At 66.2% G+C, this 13,861-nt stretch carries 14 protein-coding genes; 10 read left to right on the forward strand and 4 right to left on the reverse strand.

Annotation, left to right across the window (positions count from 1 at the left end):
* Positions 1 to 4: 4 nt before the first annotated feature.
* Complete coding sequence (locus ACQR10_RS01540; RefSeq protein ID WP_316215352.1) at positions 5 to 607, forward strand: hypothetical protein; 603 nt, start codon at positions 5 to 7, stop codon at positions 605 to 607.
* Positions 608 to 646: 39 nt separating this feature from the next.
* On the opposite strand, the gene ACQR10_RS01545 is transcribed toward ACQR10_RS01540, so the two are convergent.
* On the reverse strand, positions 647 to 2,140 hold the full coding sequence (locus tag ACQR10_RS01545) for an NAD-dependent succinate-semialdehyde dehydrogenase (RefSeq protein ID WP_316215353.1): 1,494 nt from the start codon (positions 2,138 to 2,140) through the stop codon (positions 647 to 649).
* Between the two features lie 153 nt (positions 2,141 to 2,293).
* Positions 2,294 to 2,614, reverse strand: coding sequence for a hypothetical protein (locus ACQR10_RS01550; protein ID WP_315803912.1), 321 nt, complete (start codon positions 2,612 to 2,614; stop codon positions 2,294 to 2,296).
* A 340-nt stretch (positions 2,615 to 2,954) separates the two neighbouring features.
* Between ACQR10_RS01550 and ACQR10_RS01555 the strand changes: the two genes are divergently transcribed.
* Positions 2,955 to 4,145: a serine hydrolase domain-containing protein gene (locus ACQR10_RS01555; protein ID WP_316215354.1), complete on the forward strand. Its 1,191-nt coding sequence runs from the start codon at positions 2,955 to 2,957 to the stop codon at positions 4,143 to 4,145.
* A 191-nt stretch (positions 4,146 to 4,336) separates the two neighbouring features.
* Here ACQR10_RS01555 and ACQR10_RS01560 read toward each other — a convergent pair whose 3' ends face one another.
* The gene (locus ACQR10_RS01560) at positions 4,337 to 5,338 is read right to left on the reverse strand and encodes an adenosine kinase (protein ID WP_315803914.1); all 1,002 of its coding nucleotides are present in this window, start codon (positions 5,336 to 5,338) and stop codon (positions 4,337 to 4,339) included.
* 70 nt (positions 5,339 to 5,408) lie between these two features.
* Between ACQR10_RS01560 and murJ the strand changes: the two genes are divergently transcribed.
* The 4 genes from murJ to ACQR10_RS01580 all read left to right on the forward strand — a co-directional run bounded on the left by murJ (position 5,409) and on the right by ACQR10_RS01580 (position 9,396).
* Positions 5,409 to 6,968 (forward strand): murein biosynthesis integral membrane protein MurJ, encoded by a 1,560-nt coding sequence (gene murJ, locus ACQR10_RS01565; RefSeq protein WP_316215355.1) that lies wholly within the window; start codon positions 5,409 to 5,411, stop codon positions 6,966 to 6,968.
* Between the two features lie 48 nt (positions 6,969 to 7,016).
* On the forward strand, positions 7,017 to 8,069 hold the full coding sequence (gene trpS / locus ACQR10_RS01570; protein WP_316215356.1) for a tryptophan--tRNA ligase: 1,053 nt from the start codon (positions 7,017 to 7,019) through the stop codon (positions 8,067 to 8,069).
* 154 nt (positions 8,070 to 8,223) lie between these two features.
* Positions 8,224 to 8,718 carry a universal stress protein gene (locus tag ACQR10_RS01575; RefSeq protein WP_315716941.1) on the forward strand — a complete coding sequence of 165 codons (495 nt, stop codon included), beginning with the start codon at positions 8,224 to 8,226 and terminating at the stop codon, positions 8,716 to 8,718.
* Between the two features lie 108 nt (positions 8,719 to 8,826).
* A complete protein-coding gene (locus tag ACQR10_RS01580; RefSeq protein WP_316179056.1) occupies positions 8,827 to 9,396 on the forward strand; it encodes a NifU family protein in 570 nt (189 codons plus the stop codon).
* 82 nt (positions 9,397 to 9,478) lie between these two features.
* Here the strand turns inward: ACQR10_RS01580 and ACQR10_RS01585 are convergent, their stop codons facing one another.
* Entirely contained in the window at positions 9,479 to 11,161 is a 1,683-nt protein-coding gene (locus ACQR10_RS01585) for a methyl-accepting chemotaxis protein (protein ID WP_316215357.1), read from the reverse strand.
* Between the two features lie 254 nt (positions 11,162 to 11,415).
* Between ACQR10_RS01585 and tsaB the strand changes: the two genes are divergently transcribed.
* Genes tsaB through ACQR10_RS01605 form a run of 4 tightly spaced genes read left to right on the forward strand, consistent with a single transcriptional unit; the run spans position 11,416 to position 13,807 of the window.
* Positions 11,416 to 12,117, forward strand: coding sequence for a tRNA (adenosine(37)-N6)-threonylcarbamoyltransferase complex dimerization subunit type 1 TsaB (tsaB, locus tag ACQR10_RS01590; protein ID WP_315803919.1), 702 nt, complete (start codon positions 11,416 to 11,418; stop codon positions 12,115 to 12,117).
* On the forward strand, positions 12,114 to 12,596 hold the full coding sequence (gene rimI / locus ACQR10_RS01595) for a ribosomal protein S18-alanine N-acetyltransferase (RefSeq protein WP_315803920.1): 483 nt from the start codon (positions 12,114 to 12,116) through the stop codon (positions 12,594 to 12,596). Before tsaB ends, rimI begins: the two co-directional genes overlap by 4 nt.
* A 43-nt stretch (positions 12,597 to 12,639) precedes the next feature.
* Positions 12,640 to 13,095, forward strand: a complete 456-nt coding sequence (locus tag ACQR10_RS01600; RefSeq protein ID WP_315803921.1) for a Fur family transcriptional regulator — start codon at positions 12,640 to 12,642, stop codon at positions 13,093 to 13,095.
* Entirely contained in the window at positions 13,088 to 13,807 is a 720-nt protein-coding gene (locus ACQR10_RS01605; protein WP_315803922.1) for an HAD family hydrolase, read from the forward strand. Before ACQR10_RS01600 ends, ACQR10_RS01605 begins: the two co-directional genes overlap by 8 nt.
* The last annotated feature ends 54 nt before the right edge of the window (positions 13,808 to 13,861 follow it).

Raw genomic sequence — 13,861 nt, forward strand, 5'->3', positions numbered from 1 at the left:
ACGCATGGTCGCCATCCAAAGCACCAACCAGATCTCGCCCGCCAATGAGCGGGTCTATCGCCAGAGCAACCTGCTCGGCGAGTGGAAGGGCAGTTGGACGGCCAACGGCCAGACCGTGAGCTTCAAGGTCGTCAACATCAGAGGCGCCGCGGCCACGGTGGAATACACCCACAACGGCCGCACCGAGCGCGGCATCGGCCAGGTCAATGGCTCGACCATCGACTTCGGCGCGGTCACGCTCGGCACCAAGAACGGCAAGAACGCGGTGCTGCTGTTCTCGGCCGGCGGCGGCAAGGCCACCGCGATGCTTGAAAAGCAGGCGCCTCCCGCCGACGAGAGCAATCTGGTCGGCAGCTGGGCCGGCTACTCCGGCGAGAACGGCCAGAGCGCGAGCTTCCGCGTGCTGTCCGTCAGCGGCAAGGAGGCGCAGGTCAGCGTGACGACCAACGGCGTCACGCGCGAGGGCACGGGGATCGTCTACAACAACGTCATCATGTTCGGCCAGTCGCAGATCTCGACGACCGACGGCAAGAGCGGCAAGGTCATCTTCCAGGTCGGCAACAAGTCCTACCTGGTACCGGTCGACAAGCTGCCCAAGACGGCCTGATTCCCAATATCGCCTCGCCTGAACTCAGGCGTCCGAGGTTCAGACACCCGCCATCATCACGTATTTGATCTCGAGATATTCCTCGATGCCGTGATGCGAGCCCTCGCGTCCGAGGCCGCTTTCCTTGACGCCGCCGAACGGCGCGACCTCGGTGGTGATCAGGCCGGTGTTGACGCCGACCATGCCCGACTCCAGCGCCTCCGCGACGCGCCAGACCCGGCCGAGATCGCGGGCGAAGAAGTAGGACGCGAGACCGAACGGCGAGGCGTTGCACATCGCGATCACATCGGCCTCGCTATGGAAACGAATGACCGGCGCGAGCGGGCCGAACGTCTCTTCATGCGCGACCAGCGCATCGGCCTTCACGTCCGACAGCACGGTCGGCTCGAAGAAGGTGCGGCCGAGCGCATGGCGCTTGCCGCCGGTGACGATCCTGGCGCCGCCCTTGACCGCATCGGCGATGTGGCGCTCGACCTTCTCGACCGCTTCCTCGTTGATCAGCGGTCCCTGCACCACACCGGCCTCGGTGCCGTCGCCGATCTTCATCGCCGCGACCCTGGCGGCGAGCTTGTGCACGAACTGGTCGTAGATGCCGTCCTGCGCGTAGAGGCGGTTGGCGCAGACGCAGGTCTGGCCCATGTTGCGATATTTCGAGACCATCGCGCCCTCGACGGCGGCATCGACGTCGGCATCGTCGAACACCACGAACGGCGCGTTGCCGCCGAGCTCGAGGCCGAGCTTCTTCACAGTGCCGGCCGACTGGCGATAGAGAATCTTGCCGACCTCGGTCGAGCCGGTGAAGCCGACGAAGCGCACCGACGGATGCTCGCACAGCACCTTGCCGATCGGAGGCGCATCGCCGGTGACGATGTTGAGCGCGCCCGCAGGAATCCCGGCGCGCTCGGCCAGCACGGCGAGCGCCAGCGCCGACAGCGGCGTCTCGTTGGCCGGCTTCAGCACCACGGTGCAGCCGGCCGCCAGCGCGGGCGACACCTTGCGGGTGATCATCGAGTTCGGGAAATTCCACGGCGTGATGGCGCCGCAGACGCCGATCGGCTGCTTCAGCGCGAGGAGACGTGCATCCGGCTTCTGCGTCGGGATGGTCTCGCCATAGACGCGGCGCGCCTCCTCGGCGAAGAACTCGATATAGGCGGCGCCGATATCGACCTCGCCGAGCGCCTCCGTCAGCGGCTTGCCCTGCTCGAAGGTCAGGATCAGCGCGAGGTCCTCGCGGTTGGCCGTGATGAGCTCGAACCATTTGCGCAAGATGTTGGAGCGCTGCTTGGCGGTCAGCCTGGCCCAGGCCGGGAACGCGCGCGCGGCGGCCTCGACGGCTCGCGTGGTCTCCGCAGCACCGAGTTGCGCGACCTTGGCGAGCTCGGCGCCGGTGGCGGGATTGTTGACCGGGAGCACCGGCGTACCGACCCACGCACCATCGATGTAGCACTGCTCACGCAGCAGCGACGGATCCTTCAGGCGGTCACGCAGGCTCGGAGCGGCAGTGGAGGCACGGGCGGCGGCGGGCGGTGTCATCGGGCTACTCCTCGGAGCGAGCGATCTTTCTCCCGACTATAGCCAAGCCCCGGCGGCAGCGCACGACTCGTGCGCCTCCTCAACGGTACATTCGATCCGGCGATCCGTGCCTGTACGGCACCGGATGCTGAATGCCGCCGCGCCGGCGCGGGATCAGGCCGCGCCGCTCATATAGGTCTCGCGGCGGCCGATCATGCGCTCCGCCGCCGCCTTGGCGTCGGCCTTGGTCGAGGTGGCGCAGGTGCGGTATTCCAGGTCCGGCAAGGTGGCGGGATCACGGCGGCCGAACCATGATTTCTGCCCCACGGGCAGCAGCGCCAGCGCCTGCGCCACATTGTCGACCGCGCCGAACGCGTACAGCGCTCCGGTCGCCGCAATGCGCACTTCGTAGATGCCGGGCGTGATGGGCGCCTCGATATTGTCACCGCGCCCCGGGCGGGGATACCGCTTCCACTCGCTCCATGTCGAAATCATATCGCCCCCAACGGCGGACATTGCCGCCAAAACACGTCATCGGCTCGAAAAAGCCGGTTCTCGAACTCTTTAATGCAAAAATGGTTGCAACTCACAACAGGCGCAAGCCCGTGGTGGGAACATGGCCCCCATGTGTCGGTCTCGCGGCTACATGGAACTAATCATGATTCTGGCGGGAAATTGAAGCGCTGTGGCCTCCGCAGCGCTGTTGTCCCCGGCTGCTTCGTTCGCGCCGCATCATCACGAGATCGCGACCGGCCGTGGGACCGGCGGTCCTTGCTGGCCGGGCCGGCGCGAGGAACAATCGCCTACCGTCATCAAGAACGGAACGGAGGAGACCATGCAGAACAAGACCGACATCGACGGCGTGCTGCGGCAGAAGGCGGAGGCGGGAGCGATCCCCGGCGTCGTCGCCGTTGCCGCTGACAGCAACGGCATCATCTACGAAGGCGCCTTCGGCAAGCGCGACCTCGGCCGCGACGACCCGATGACCGCCGACAGCGTGTTCTGGATCGCCTCGATGACCAAGGCCATCACCTGCGCGGCCGGGATGCAGCTCGTGGAGCAGGGCCGGCTGTCGCTGGATGCGCCGATCGGCACGGTGCTGCCGGACCTCGCTGCGCCCAAGGTGCTCGACGGCTTCGACGCCAATGGCGAGCCGATCCTGCGGCCGGCGAAGACCGCGATCACGCTGCGCCATCTGATGACCCACACCGCCGGCTTCTGCTACGACATGTGGAACGGCGATATGGCCACTTATGTGCAGAAGGCCGGCACGCCCGGCATCATCACCTGCAAGAACGATGCGCTGGCGCTGCCACTCGCCTCCGATCCCGGCACGCGCTGGGAATACGGCATCAACATCGACTTCGTCGGCAAGGCGGTCGAGGCCGCCAGCGGCCAGAAGCTCGACGCCTACCTGCGCGACCATCTGTTCGCGCCGCTCGGCATGGACGACACCGGCTTCAAGCTCGGTCCGTCGCAGCGCGCCCGCCTGGTCGGCATGCATGCGCGCGGCGAGGACGGCAGTCTCGCGCCGATTCCGTTCGAACTCGAGCAGGAGCCGGAATTCCACATGGGTGGCGGCGGGCTCTACGGCACGGCCGGCGACTACATCCGCTTCGCCCGGATGATCCTCAACAATGGCCGCGGCAACGGCAACCAGGTGCTCAAGCCCGAGACGGTCGCGGCGATGCGCGACAACCACATCGGCGAGCTCGAGATGACGAAGATGGCCGCGGCCGTGCCCGGCGTGACCAACGACGTCGATCTCTATCCCGACATCGTCAAGAAATGGGGCCTCAGCTTCATGATCACGACCGCGCAGACTCCGGAAGGCCGCAGCGCCGGCAGCCTCGCCTGGGCCGGCCTCGCCAACACCTACTACTGGATCGATCCCGCGCGTGACGTCACCGGCGTGATCCTGATGCAGCTGCTGCCGTTCGCCGACCGGCTGTGCCTGGAGACCTTTGCCGGCTTCGAGCGCGGCGTGTATGCCGGGCTGGATGCGGCGGGCAAGAAGGCGGCGTGAGAGAACCCAACGCTCGATCCACGCAGGCAAGATCGTTGTTAGTTGCGCGTCATGCCCGGGCTTGTCCCGGGCATCCACGTCTTTGATCCTGCAAACCGAAGATCGTGGATGGCCGGGTCAAGCCCGGCCATGACGATGGAGAGAGATGTGTCACACGCGACAGAGAATGGCCGAGCCGCCTCAGCCCAGGCCTAAACCTTCAGCCCGCTCTGCACCGCCAGTTCCTTCAGCGACACCTGCGGCCTTGCGCCGATGTGCTGGATCACTTCGGCCGCAGCCAGGCCGCCGAGGCGGCCGGCCATCTCGTAGCCGGTCTTGCGCACCAGCCCGAACAGGAAGCCGGCGGCGAACAGATCGCCGGCGCCGGTGGTATCGACCAGGCTCTCGATCGGATGCGCCGGCACCGAGATCACGCCGTCATTCGACACCACGACGCAGCCCTTTTCGCTGCGGGTGACGATGCCAAGCGTGGCGTCCTCGCGCAGCTGCTTCAGCGCGCCGTCGAAATCCGAGGTCTGGTACAGCGAATGCAGCTCGGCCTCGTTGGCGAACACGAGATCGACGGTGCCGCCGCGCATCAGGTCGAGAAACTCCTCGCGATAGCGGTCGACGCAGAACGAATCCGACAGGGTCAGCGCGACCTCGCGTCCGGCGTCATGCGCGATCGCCGCCGCCTTCACGAACGCATCCTTGGCGTCCTTCGGGTCCCACAGATAACCTTCGAGATAGATGATGCGCGCCGCCGCAATCTGCGCGGGATCGATGTCCGCGGCGGTGAGATTTTGCGCGGCGCCGAGATAGGTGTTCATGGTGCGCTCGCCGTCCGGCGTCACCAGGATGTAGCAGCAGCCGGTCGCCGGGCCGTCGGCAGCGGGCGCGGTATCGAAGGTCACGCCGGCGGCACGGATATCGTGCCGGTACATCCGGCCGATCTGGTCGTCCTTGACCTTGCCCACGTAGGCGGCACGCGCGCCCAGGCTGGCGAGGCCGGCGATGGTGTTGGCCCCCGAACCGCCGGACATCTCGGTGGCCGGGCCCATATCGGCATAGATCGCGGCCGCGCGGGCCTCGTCGATCAGCGCCATGCTGCCCTTGGTCATGCCGTGCCGGGCGAGAAAGGCTTCATCGGCATGCACCAGCACGTCGAAGATCGCGTTGCCGATCCCGAGAACATCGTATTTCGCGTCAGTCATCCACTGGCCCCGTTTACGGCGTTTTGCAAACGCTGCGGCCTATCACAAGCGGCGCTGCTATAGAAGCCTGATGATCCGCTCATTCGTGACTGTGTTGTCAGGAACACTGGCTTCGCGCCTGCTCGGCTTCATCCGGGATGCGCTGATGGCCGCGCTGCTCGGCGCCGGTCCGGTTGCGGACGCATTTCTCGCAGCGTTTCAACTCGTCAACGTCATCAGGCGATTGCTGACGGAGGGCGCCCTCAATGCGGCCCTGGTGCCGGCCTGGCTGCGAATATACCAGCAGGCTGGTACGACACATGCGGCAGCTTTTGCCGGCCGTGTGCTCGGCACCGTCAGCGCCGGCCTGCTCGCCGCCACCCTGGTGCTGGCGCTGCTGATGCCGTTCGTGATGACCCTGCTCGCGCCGGGCTTCGCCGGTGAAGAGACGCTCACCTTGGCCGTCAACGATGCCAGGCTGATGCTACCCTATCTCGCCTTCGCCGGCCCCTCGACGGTGCTGCTCGCACTGTCCAGCGCGCAACGACGCTTCGCGCTCGCGGCCTTCGCCCCGCTGCTGTTCAACGTGGCATTGATCAGCGTGACCATCGTGTTGCTGATGCAACATCCGGACCCTGGAAGGGCCGCGCTGCTGCTCGCCGCCACGATCGGCGTCGCCGGGCTGCTGCAGCTCGCGATGCTCGCGCGGCGAGGCCGCGATGGCCCCCTCGCCTCGCCGGTGCGCATCACCTTCCATGCGGAAATGCGCGGCTTCTTCGCCAAGGCGCTGCCCGGCATGGTCGCCAGCGCCGGCCCGCAACTGCTCGCGGTCGGCGGCGCGGTCATCGCCTCCACCTCGCCGTCCGCGGTGTCGTGGCTGTATTTCGCCAACCGCCTGATCGAGCTGCCGCTCGGGCTCGTCGGCGTTGCCATGGGCACGGTGCTGGTGCCGGAGCTGACGCGCGCGCTGCACGAGGGCAACAAGGCGGCTCTCGCGGAGGTGCAATCGCGCGGCCTCGAGCTGACGATCGGGCTCGCGCTGCCTGCGACGCTCGGACTCATGATCCTGAACGAGCCGATCATTCGTTTGCTGTTCGAACATGGCGCATTCAGTTCGGACGATGCCGCCGCGACGGCGCAGGTGCTGACATGGCTCGCGGCAGCGTTGCCGGCGCAGGTGCTGACCAAGGCGCTGCAGCCCGCCTTCTTCGCGCGCGAGGACACGCAGACGCCGCTGCGCGCGACGTTGATCGGATGCTCTGTCGCGATCGCGCTGGCGTTCCTGCTCGCACACGTCTTCGCGGCAAGCGGCATCGCGGCGGGGCTCGCGCTCGGTGCCTGGGCCAATGCCGCGGTCCTGATCCGGCGCGGCGCCACGCGCTTCGGCTTCGCGCTTTCCCCGGCCTCGCGACGCCGGCTGCCGCGCATCACGCTGGCCGCCATGGTCATGGGCGCGGTCCTCTGGATCGCCGCCGGACGCTTTGCCGGCACCTGGAGCAGCAGCCATCTCGGCGCGGCCGCGCTGCTCGGCGCCCTGATCGGCGGCGCCGTCATCCTCTACGGAGGGCTTCTCGTGTCCCTCCGCGCCGTGAGCTGGCGCGAAACAGTCCGGGCGATCCGGCAAAAGCCCGCCGCCGACTTGCACCTTTGAGGCGCACGTGCCAAACGACGCCCAAATCCATCATCCGGAACAGTGATCATGGCCTTCGTGGAACGGGTTTTCTCGGGCGTCCAGCCGACCGGCAACCTGCATCTCGGCAACTATCTCGGCGCGATCGTCAACTTCGTGAAGATGCAGCAGACCCACAACTGCATCTATTGCGTCGTCGACATGCACGCGATCACCATGCCGATCGACGTCTGGGGCGGCCCCGCCGAGCTCGCGCGCAACACCCGCGAGGTCACGGCCGCCTTCATCGCCGCCGGCATCGATCCGAAGAAGCACATCGTGTTCAACCAGAGCCAGGTCTCGGGACACGCCGAGCTGGCCTGGATCTTCAACTGCGTGGCGCGCATCGGCTGGCTGAACCGCATGACGCAGTTCAAGGAGAAGGCCGGCAAGGATCGCGAGAACGCATCGGTCGGCCTGTACGACTATCCGGTGCTGATGGCCGCCGACATCCTGCTGTACCGCGCCACCCATGTTCCGGTCGGCGAGGACCAGAAGCAGCATCTCGAGCTCTCGCGCGACATCGCGCAAAAGTTCAACAATGATTTTGGCGGCTCGATCCGCAGCCACGGCTTCGGCGACGGCCTGTTCTTCCCGCTGCCGGAACCCTTCATCACCGGTCCCGCGACGCGCGTGATGTCACTGCGCGACGGCACCAAGAAGATGTCGAAGTCCGATGCCTCGGACTATTCGCGCATCAACCTCACCGACGATGCCGATACGATCGCGCAGAAGGTCCGCAAGGCCAAGACCGATCCGGAGCCGCTGCCGACCGAGGAAAAGGGGCTGGACGCACGTCCCGAGGCCGATAACCTCGTCGGCATCTACGCCGCGCTGTCGGACCGCAGCAAGGCCGATGTGCTCAGGGATTTCGGTGGCGGCCAGTTCTCCAGCTTCAAGAATGCGCTGGTCGAGCTGTGCGTCACCAAGCTCGGGCCGATCGCCGCCGAGATGAAGCGCCTGACCGCCGATCCCGGCTACGTCGAGTCCGTGCTGGTCGACGGCGCCGACCGCGCCCAGGCCATCGCCGCGGAGACCATGAAGACGGCCAAGGACATCGTCGGCTTCATCCGCAAGCCCTGACCAGAGCGGCACGGCGCGAGCTCCCGAAGTCGGCCTTGCTGCCGCACCACCGGTGTCATTGCAGGCGCCATGGAACCCGCAGCCCTCTCCCCAACGGAGATGGGCTGTGGCAGCATCGCGGCCGGATCGACTCGCAGCAGCAGGCGGGAACGCGATGGCGGCGCAGCGGCAGAGCTACCAGACCGGCCATGCGCCGAAATGCCTGGTCGTGGTCGACGACAGCGAGGAATGGGACCGCGCGGTCCGCTATGCCGGCCGCTGGGCGGTCCGTTCCGGTGGCCGCATCGTCATGCTCCACGTCATCGAAACGGAGGATCAGAACCAGCAATGGCTGGGGGTCGCCGACCTGATGCGAGCGGAGGCGCAGGAGCAAGCGCATGCCGAGCTCGACCAGGCCGCGGCGCTGCTGTCCGCGATCGGCGTGACCGCGCCGGAACGGGTCATCCGCGAGGGTGAGCCGACAGCGCAGATCCTGGAGACGATCGAGCATGACAGCGACATCGCGCTGCTGGTGCTCGCCGCCCATTCGGGCCCCGAGGGGCCGGGACCCCTGGTCACCCATGTCACCAAGACGAGCGGCGCCTTCCCGATCCCGCTGGTGATCGTGCCGGGCGATCTCGGTGACGCCGATCTCGACGCTCTTTCATAGGCTTAGAGCGGAAACGCCGGCCGAGCCCCCTTGATCGTGCGCGCGCTCGCGCCATCTGCTATGAGGACACCACAGGCCGGCCTTGAACCGGCGCTGCCGGAGAAAACCATGTTCATCCAGACCGAAGCCACCCCCAATCCCGCCACCTTGAAGTTCATCCCGGGCCGCGTCGTGCTGCCCGCTGGCACGATGGAATTCAACAGCCGCGACGCCGCCGCGCGCTCGCCGCTGGCCGAGCGCCTGTTCGCTGTCGACGGCGTCACCGGCGTGTTCTACGGCGCCGATTTCATCACCGTCACCAAGAGCGACGGTGAATGGCAGCACCTCAAGCCGGCGATCCTCGGCGCGATCATGGAGCACTACATGTCGGGCGCGACGCTGCTCGCCGACGGCAGTGCCGCCAATGACGAATCCGCCGACGAGGACGACGAGTTCTACGACGAGGCCGACACCGAGACGGTCGGCATGATCAAGGACCTGATCGAGAGCCGCGTCCGCCCGGCCGTGGCCAATGACGGCGGCGACATCACCTTCCGCGGCTTCAAGGACGGCATCGTCTATCTCAACATGAAGGGCGCCTGCTCCGGCTGCCCGTCATCGACCGCGACCCTGCAGCACGGCATCCAGAACCTGCTGAAGCATTTCGTGCCCGAGGTGGTCGAAGTCCGGCCGATGTGACAAGGGGGGCGAGCGAGTAGGGAATAGTGAGTAGCGAGTAGATGCATTCCCTATTCGCTGCTCCCTATTCGCCATTCGCTCTCTACGCCGCCTTGCCGATGGACGCTGCCTCCGCAGCTGCCTGGCGCATGTTCTCCGACATCTCGCTGGTGACGGCGCTCTGCTCGCCGACGGCGTGCGCCGTCGATGAAACGTAGTCATTCACGCTCTCGATCGCGTTCTTGATGGCGCCGAGCGCGCCGACGACGTCGGACGAGATGCCGTTGAGATTACCGATCTCGCTGCCGATGCGATCGGTGGCCTGCTTGGCCTGCGTGGCCAGGTTCTTCACCTCGCCGGCGACGACGGCAAAGCCGCGCCCCGCCTCGCCGGCACGGGCCGATTCGATCGTCGCATTGAGCGCCAGGAGATTGATCTGGCCGGTGATGCTGCCGATCAGCTCGACGATGCTGCTCATGGCGCCGGCTGCCGAGGACAGGCGCTTGGCCTGCTGGTCCGCGTCTTCGACGCGCGATACCGCCGCCGTCGCCGTCTCCTTCGACTTCGCCATGGCATCGGCGATCTGCTGCACCGAGGAATTGAGCTGCTCGGCGCCGGCGGCGACGTGCTCCATCATGCCGCGCACCTTGTCGCCCTTCATGCGGCTGATCACCTGCGCAGTGACGTCGCTCGCGAATTTCACGATCTTGAACGGCTTGCCGTTGAGATCCTTGATCGGATTGTAGCTCGCCTGAATCCAGACCTGTCGTCCGCCCTTCCCGGCGCGCTCGAACTCGCCCATCTGGAATTCGCCACGGCCGAGCGCGGCCCAGAACTCGCGATACGCGGCGCTGTCGCCCATGCCCGCCGGCATGAACATGCGATGGTGCTGACCCTTGATCTCCGCCAGCGTGTAGCCGAGCGTGGCGAGGAAGTTCTCGTTGGCGTCGAGCACGATGCCGTTCAGGTCGAATTCGATCACCGCCTGGGACTTGCGGATCGCGGCGATCTGGCCGGCGAAATCGGCCGCAACCAGCTTCTGCTGCGTCACGTCGGAGGCGTATTTGACGACCTTGAACGGCCGCCCCTCGTCATCGAGAATCGGGTTATAGGACGCGAGAATCCATATCTCCCGGCCGCCCTTGCCGCAACGCTTGAACTCGCCCGAGCGAAATTCGCCGCGACTGAGGCTGGTCCAGAATTCCTTGTAGGCGGCGCTGTCGCGTTCGTCGGGCAGCACGAACATGCTGTGATGCCGGCCCTTGATCTCGGCCAGCGTGTAGCCCATCGCGCTCAGGAACTGATCGTTGGCATCGATGATGGTGCCGTCGAGATTGAACTCGATCACCGCCTGGGCGCGCCCGATCGCCGCGATGTTGCCGGCGTCCTCGATGCTGCGCATCTTCTGCTCGGTGATGTCGGTTGCGAACTTGATGATCTTGACCGGCTTGCCGCCGTCGATCACCGGATTGTAGCTCGCCTGGATCCAGACGGCGCGGTGGCCCTTGCCGAACCGCTTGTACTCCCCCGAACGAAACTTCCCGGCCCGCAGATCGGCCCAGAAGGCGCGGTACTCGGCACTGTCGCGCATCTCGGGCGCCACGAACATCGCGTGGTGCCGGCCCTGGATCTCGCTCAGCGAGTAGCCCATCGCGTCGAGGAAATTCTGGTTGGCGGTGATGATCGTGCCGTCGGTGTCGAACTCGATCACCGCTTGCGAGCGGTTGATCGCCGCGACCTGCGCCATCGCATCGCGCGATGCCGAACTGCCTGACCAGAATGACATGGAAATTCCTCTTCTCGGGACGGGGGCGGCCATCCGCCAACGGGCGGCGCGTCATCTCTCCCCCGAACGTGCCGAGCGGATAATTCCCACAGGCGCGGAAAGATTTGCTTAAATGGCATATAGTTCAGTAACTTAGCGTATCAGTAGTTGCGCCTTGATGCGTTTTTCCCGATGAGGATGTAAGAAGGCGTCAACTAACTTTATCACGGTACCACAATAGGTATTTGCGCTCTCTTCAATGCGAACCCGACCGGATGTTGATCCTCGCCATCGATACTGCCCTCGACCATTGCGCCGCTGCCGTGCTGGATACTGATTCGGCCTTGATGCGGGCGCAGGAGACACTCCCGATGAAGCGCGGCCACGCGGAGGCCCTGATGCCGCTGCTCGCGCGCGTGATGCAGCAATCCGGCGTCGGTTTCGCCGATCTCGACCGCATCGCGGTGACGACCGGCCCCGGGAGCTTCACGGGGTTGAGGGTCGGGCTCTCCGCCGCCCGCGGCATCGGATTGGCCGCCCACAAGCCGGTCGTCGGCGTGACCACGTTGTCCGCCTACGCGGCGCCGATCGTCAGCGAGGACCGCGCCAACCCGGTGATCTCGGCGATCGATGCCCGGCACGACCATGTCTACTACCAAGTCGTGAGCGGCAACGGCGAGGAGCTGGTCGCGCCCCAGGTGGCTGCGCTGGACGACGTTCTGGCGGTCGCGCGGCTCGGCGCCCCACACCTCGTCGGCAACGCCGCGGCGCTGCTGGCCGAGCGGTGGCCGAAGGAATCAGCCGCGCCAGTTGCGGTCGACTCGCAAGACGGACCCGACATCGGCTGGGTCGCCTGGCTCGGCGCGGCGGCCGACCCAGTGCACGCGCCGGCGCGGCCATTCTATCTGCGCGCACCCGACGTCAAGCCGCCCGCCGGCGCAACGCGTCAACCGGTGCAGACGGCCATCTCGTCATGAACATGTTCTTCCGCTGGCTCGGCAGCCCCAAACCGTTGATCGAAGCGGCCTCGCTGCGCGACGCCGCCAGACTCGCCCAGATCCACGCCGCCTCGTTTCACCGCGGCTGGGGCGAAGGCGAGTTCGAGGCGATGCTGGCCGAGCGCAACACCATGATCCATCGGCTGCGGCTCGGGCGGAAGCTCATAGGCTTCATCGTCTCGCGGATCGGCGCGGACGAAGCGGAAATATTGTCAGTTGCACTTGACCCAAATCAGCGCGGCCGTGGATTTTCTCGTGATCTGTTGCTGCAGCATCTCGGGCACCTTGCGGGGCGCGGGGTCCGGACGGTCTTTCTCGAAGTGGAGGAAAACAACCAGCCGGCCCGCCGACTCTATGAACGCGCCGGATTTGCGACCGTGGGCCGTCGGGAACGCTATTACCTTCAGCCCGGCGGGGAACAGTTGAATGCGCTTCTGATGCGCCGGGACTTGTCGTAACCTGCGCTTGGTGGCAGAAAGCGCATCCTTGAGGCGAGACACGATGACCTCCTCCTTGAAAACTACGCCAGCGCTCAATTCCACCGGAATCGAGGCCCGCTGTGCCGCCACCGGCATGCGCATGACCGAGCAGCGCCGGGTCATTGCCCGCGTGCTCGCGGAAGCCTGCGACCATCCCGACGTCGAGGAGTTGTACCGGCGCTGCGTCGCCGTCGACGACAAGATCTCGATCTCCACGGTCTATCGCACCGTGAAGCTGTTCGAGGATGCCGGCATCATCGAGCGCCACGATTTCCGCGAGGGCCGCGCCCGCTACGAGCAGATGCGCGACAGCCATCATGATCATCTGATCAATCTGCGCGACGGCAAGGTGATCGAGTTCACCTCCGAGGAGATCGAGAAGCTGCAGGCCGAGATCGCCCGCAAGCTCGGCTACAAGCTGGTCGACCACCGGCTGGAGCTGTATTGCGTGCCGCTCGACGAAGAGACGAATGGCTGACGTAGCGCCGGCTTCGAATTTCGATCTCGTCATTTTCGATTGCGATGGCGTGCTGGTCGACAGTGAGGTGATCTCCTGTCAGACGCACGCCGACGTGCTCAGCCTGTGCGGCTATCCGATCACGACCGAGCAGGTGTTCGCGCGGTTCCTGGGCCGGTCGCTGAAACAGGCGAAGCTCGAGGTCGAGGCCGAACTCGGCCGCAGCCTGCCCGACGATTTCAACCCGAAACTGCAGGATCGCCTGTTCCGCGCCTTCGAGCAGGACCTCGCGGCCATCGACGGGATCATGGAGGCGCTCGACACCATCGACGTGCCGGTGTGCGTCGCCTCCTCCGGATCGCACCAGCGCATGCGCGTCAGCCTCGGCGCCACCCGGCTCTACGATCGCCTCGCCCCGCACATCTTCTCATCCTCCCAGGTCGAGAACGGCAAGCCCGCGCCCGATCTGTTCCTGTTCGCGGCAGCGCAGATGAAGGCGCGTCCCGCGGCCTGCGTGGTGGTCGAGGACAGCACGGCCGGTATCCGGGGCGGTGTCGCCGCCGGCATGACGGTGCTTGGGTTTCACGGCGGCAGCCACTGCCGGCCCGGGCACGCCGACGACCTGCGCGCCGCCGGCGCCACCCTGGTTTTCGACGACATGCGGCAGTTGCCGGCGATTCTGAGCCGGCTGGCCGAGAAAAAGCCCGCGATCGCTGGATTTCCGGCCCCCTAGCCTATATCTGAGCGCGGCGCCAATTGGGCGCGCCTCCGACTGCATGCAAGGGTT

It is taken from the genome of Bradyrhizobium sp. HKCCYLRH2060, from assembly GCF_051168135.1.
Classification (GTDB): domain Bacteria; phylum Pseudomonadota; class Alphaproteobacteria; order Rhizobiales; family Xanthobacteraceae; genus Bradyrhizobium.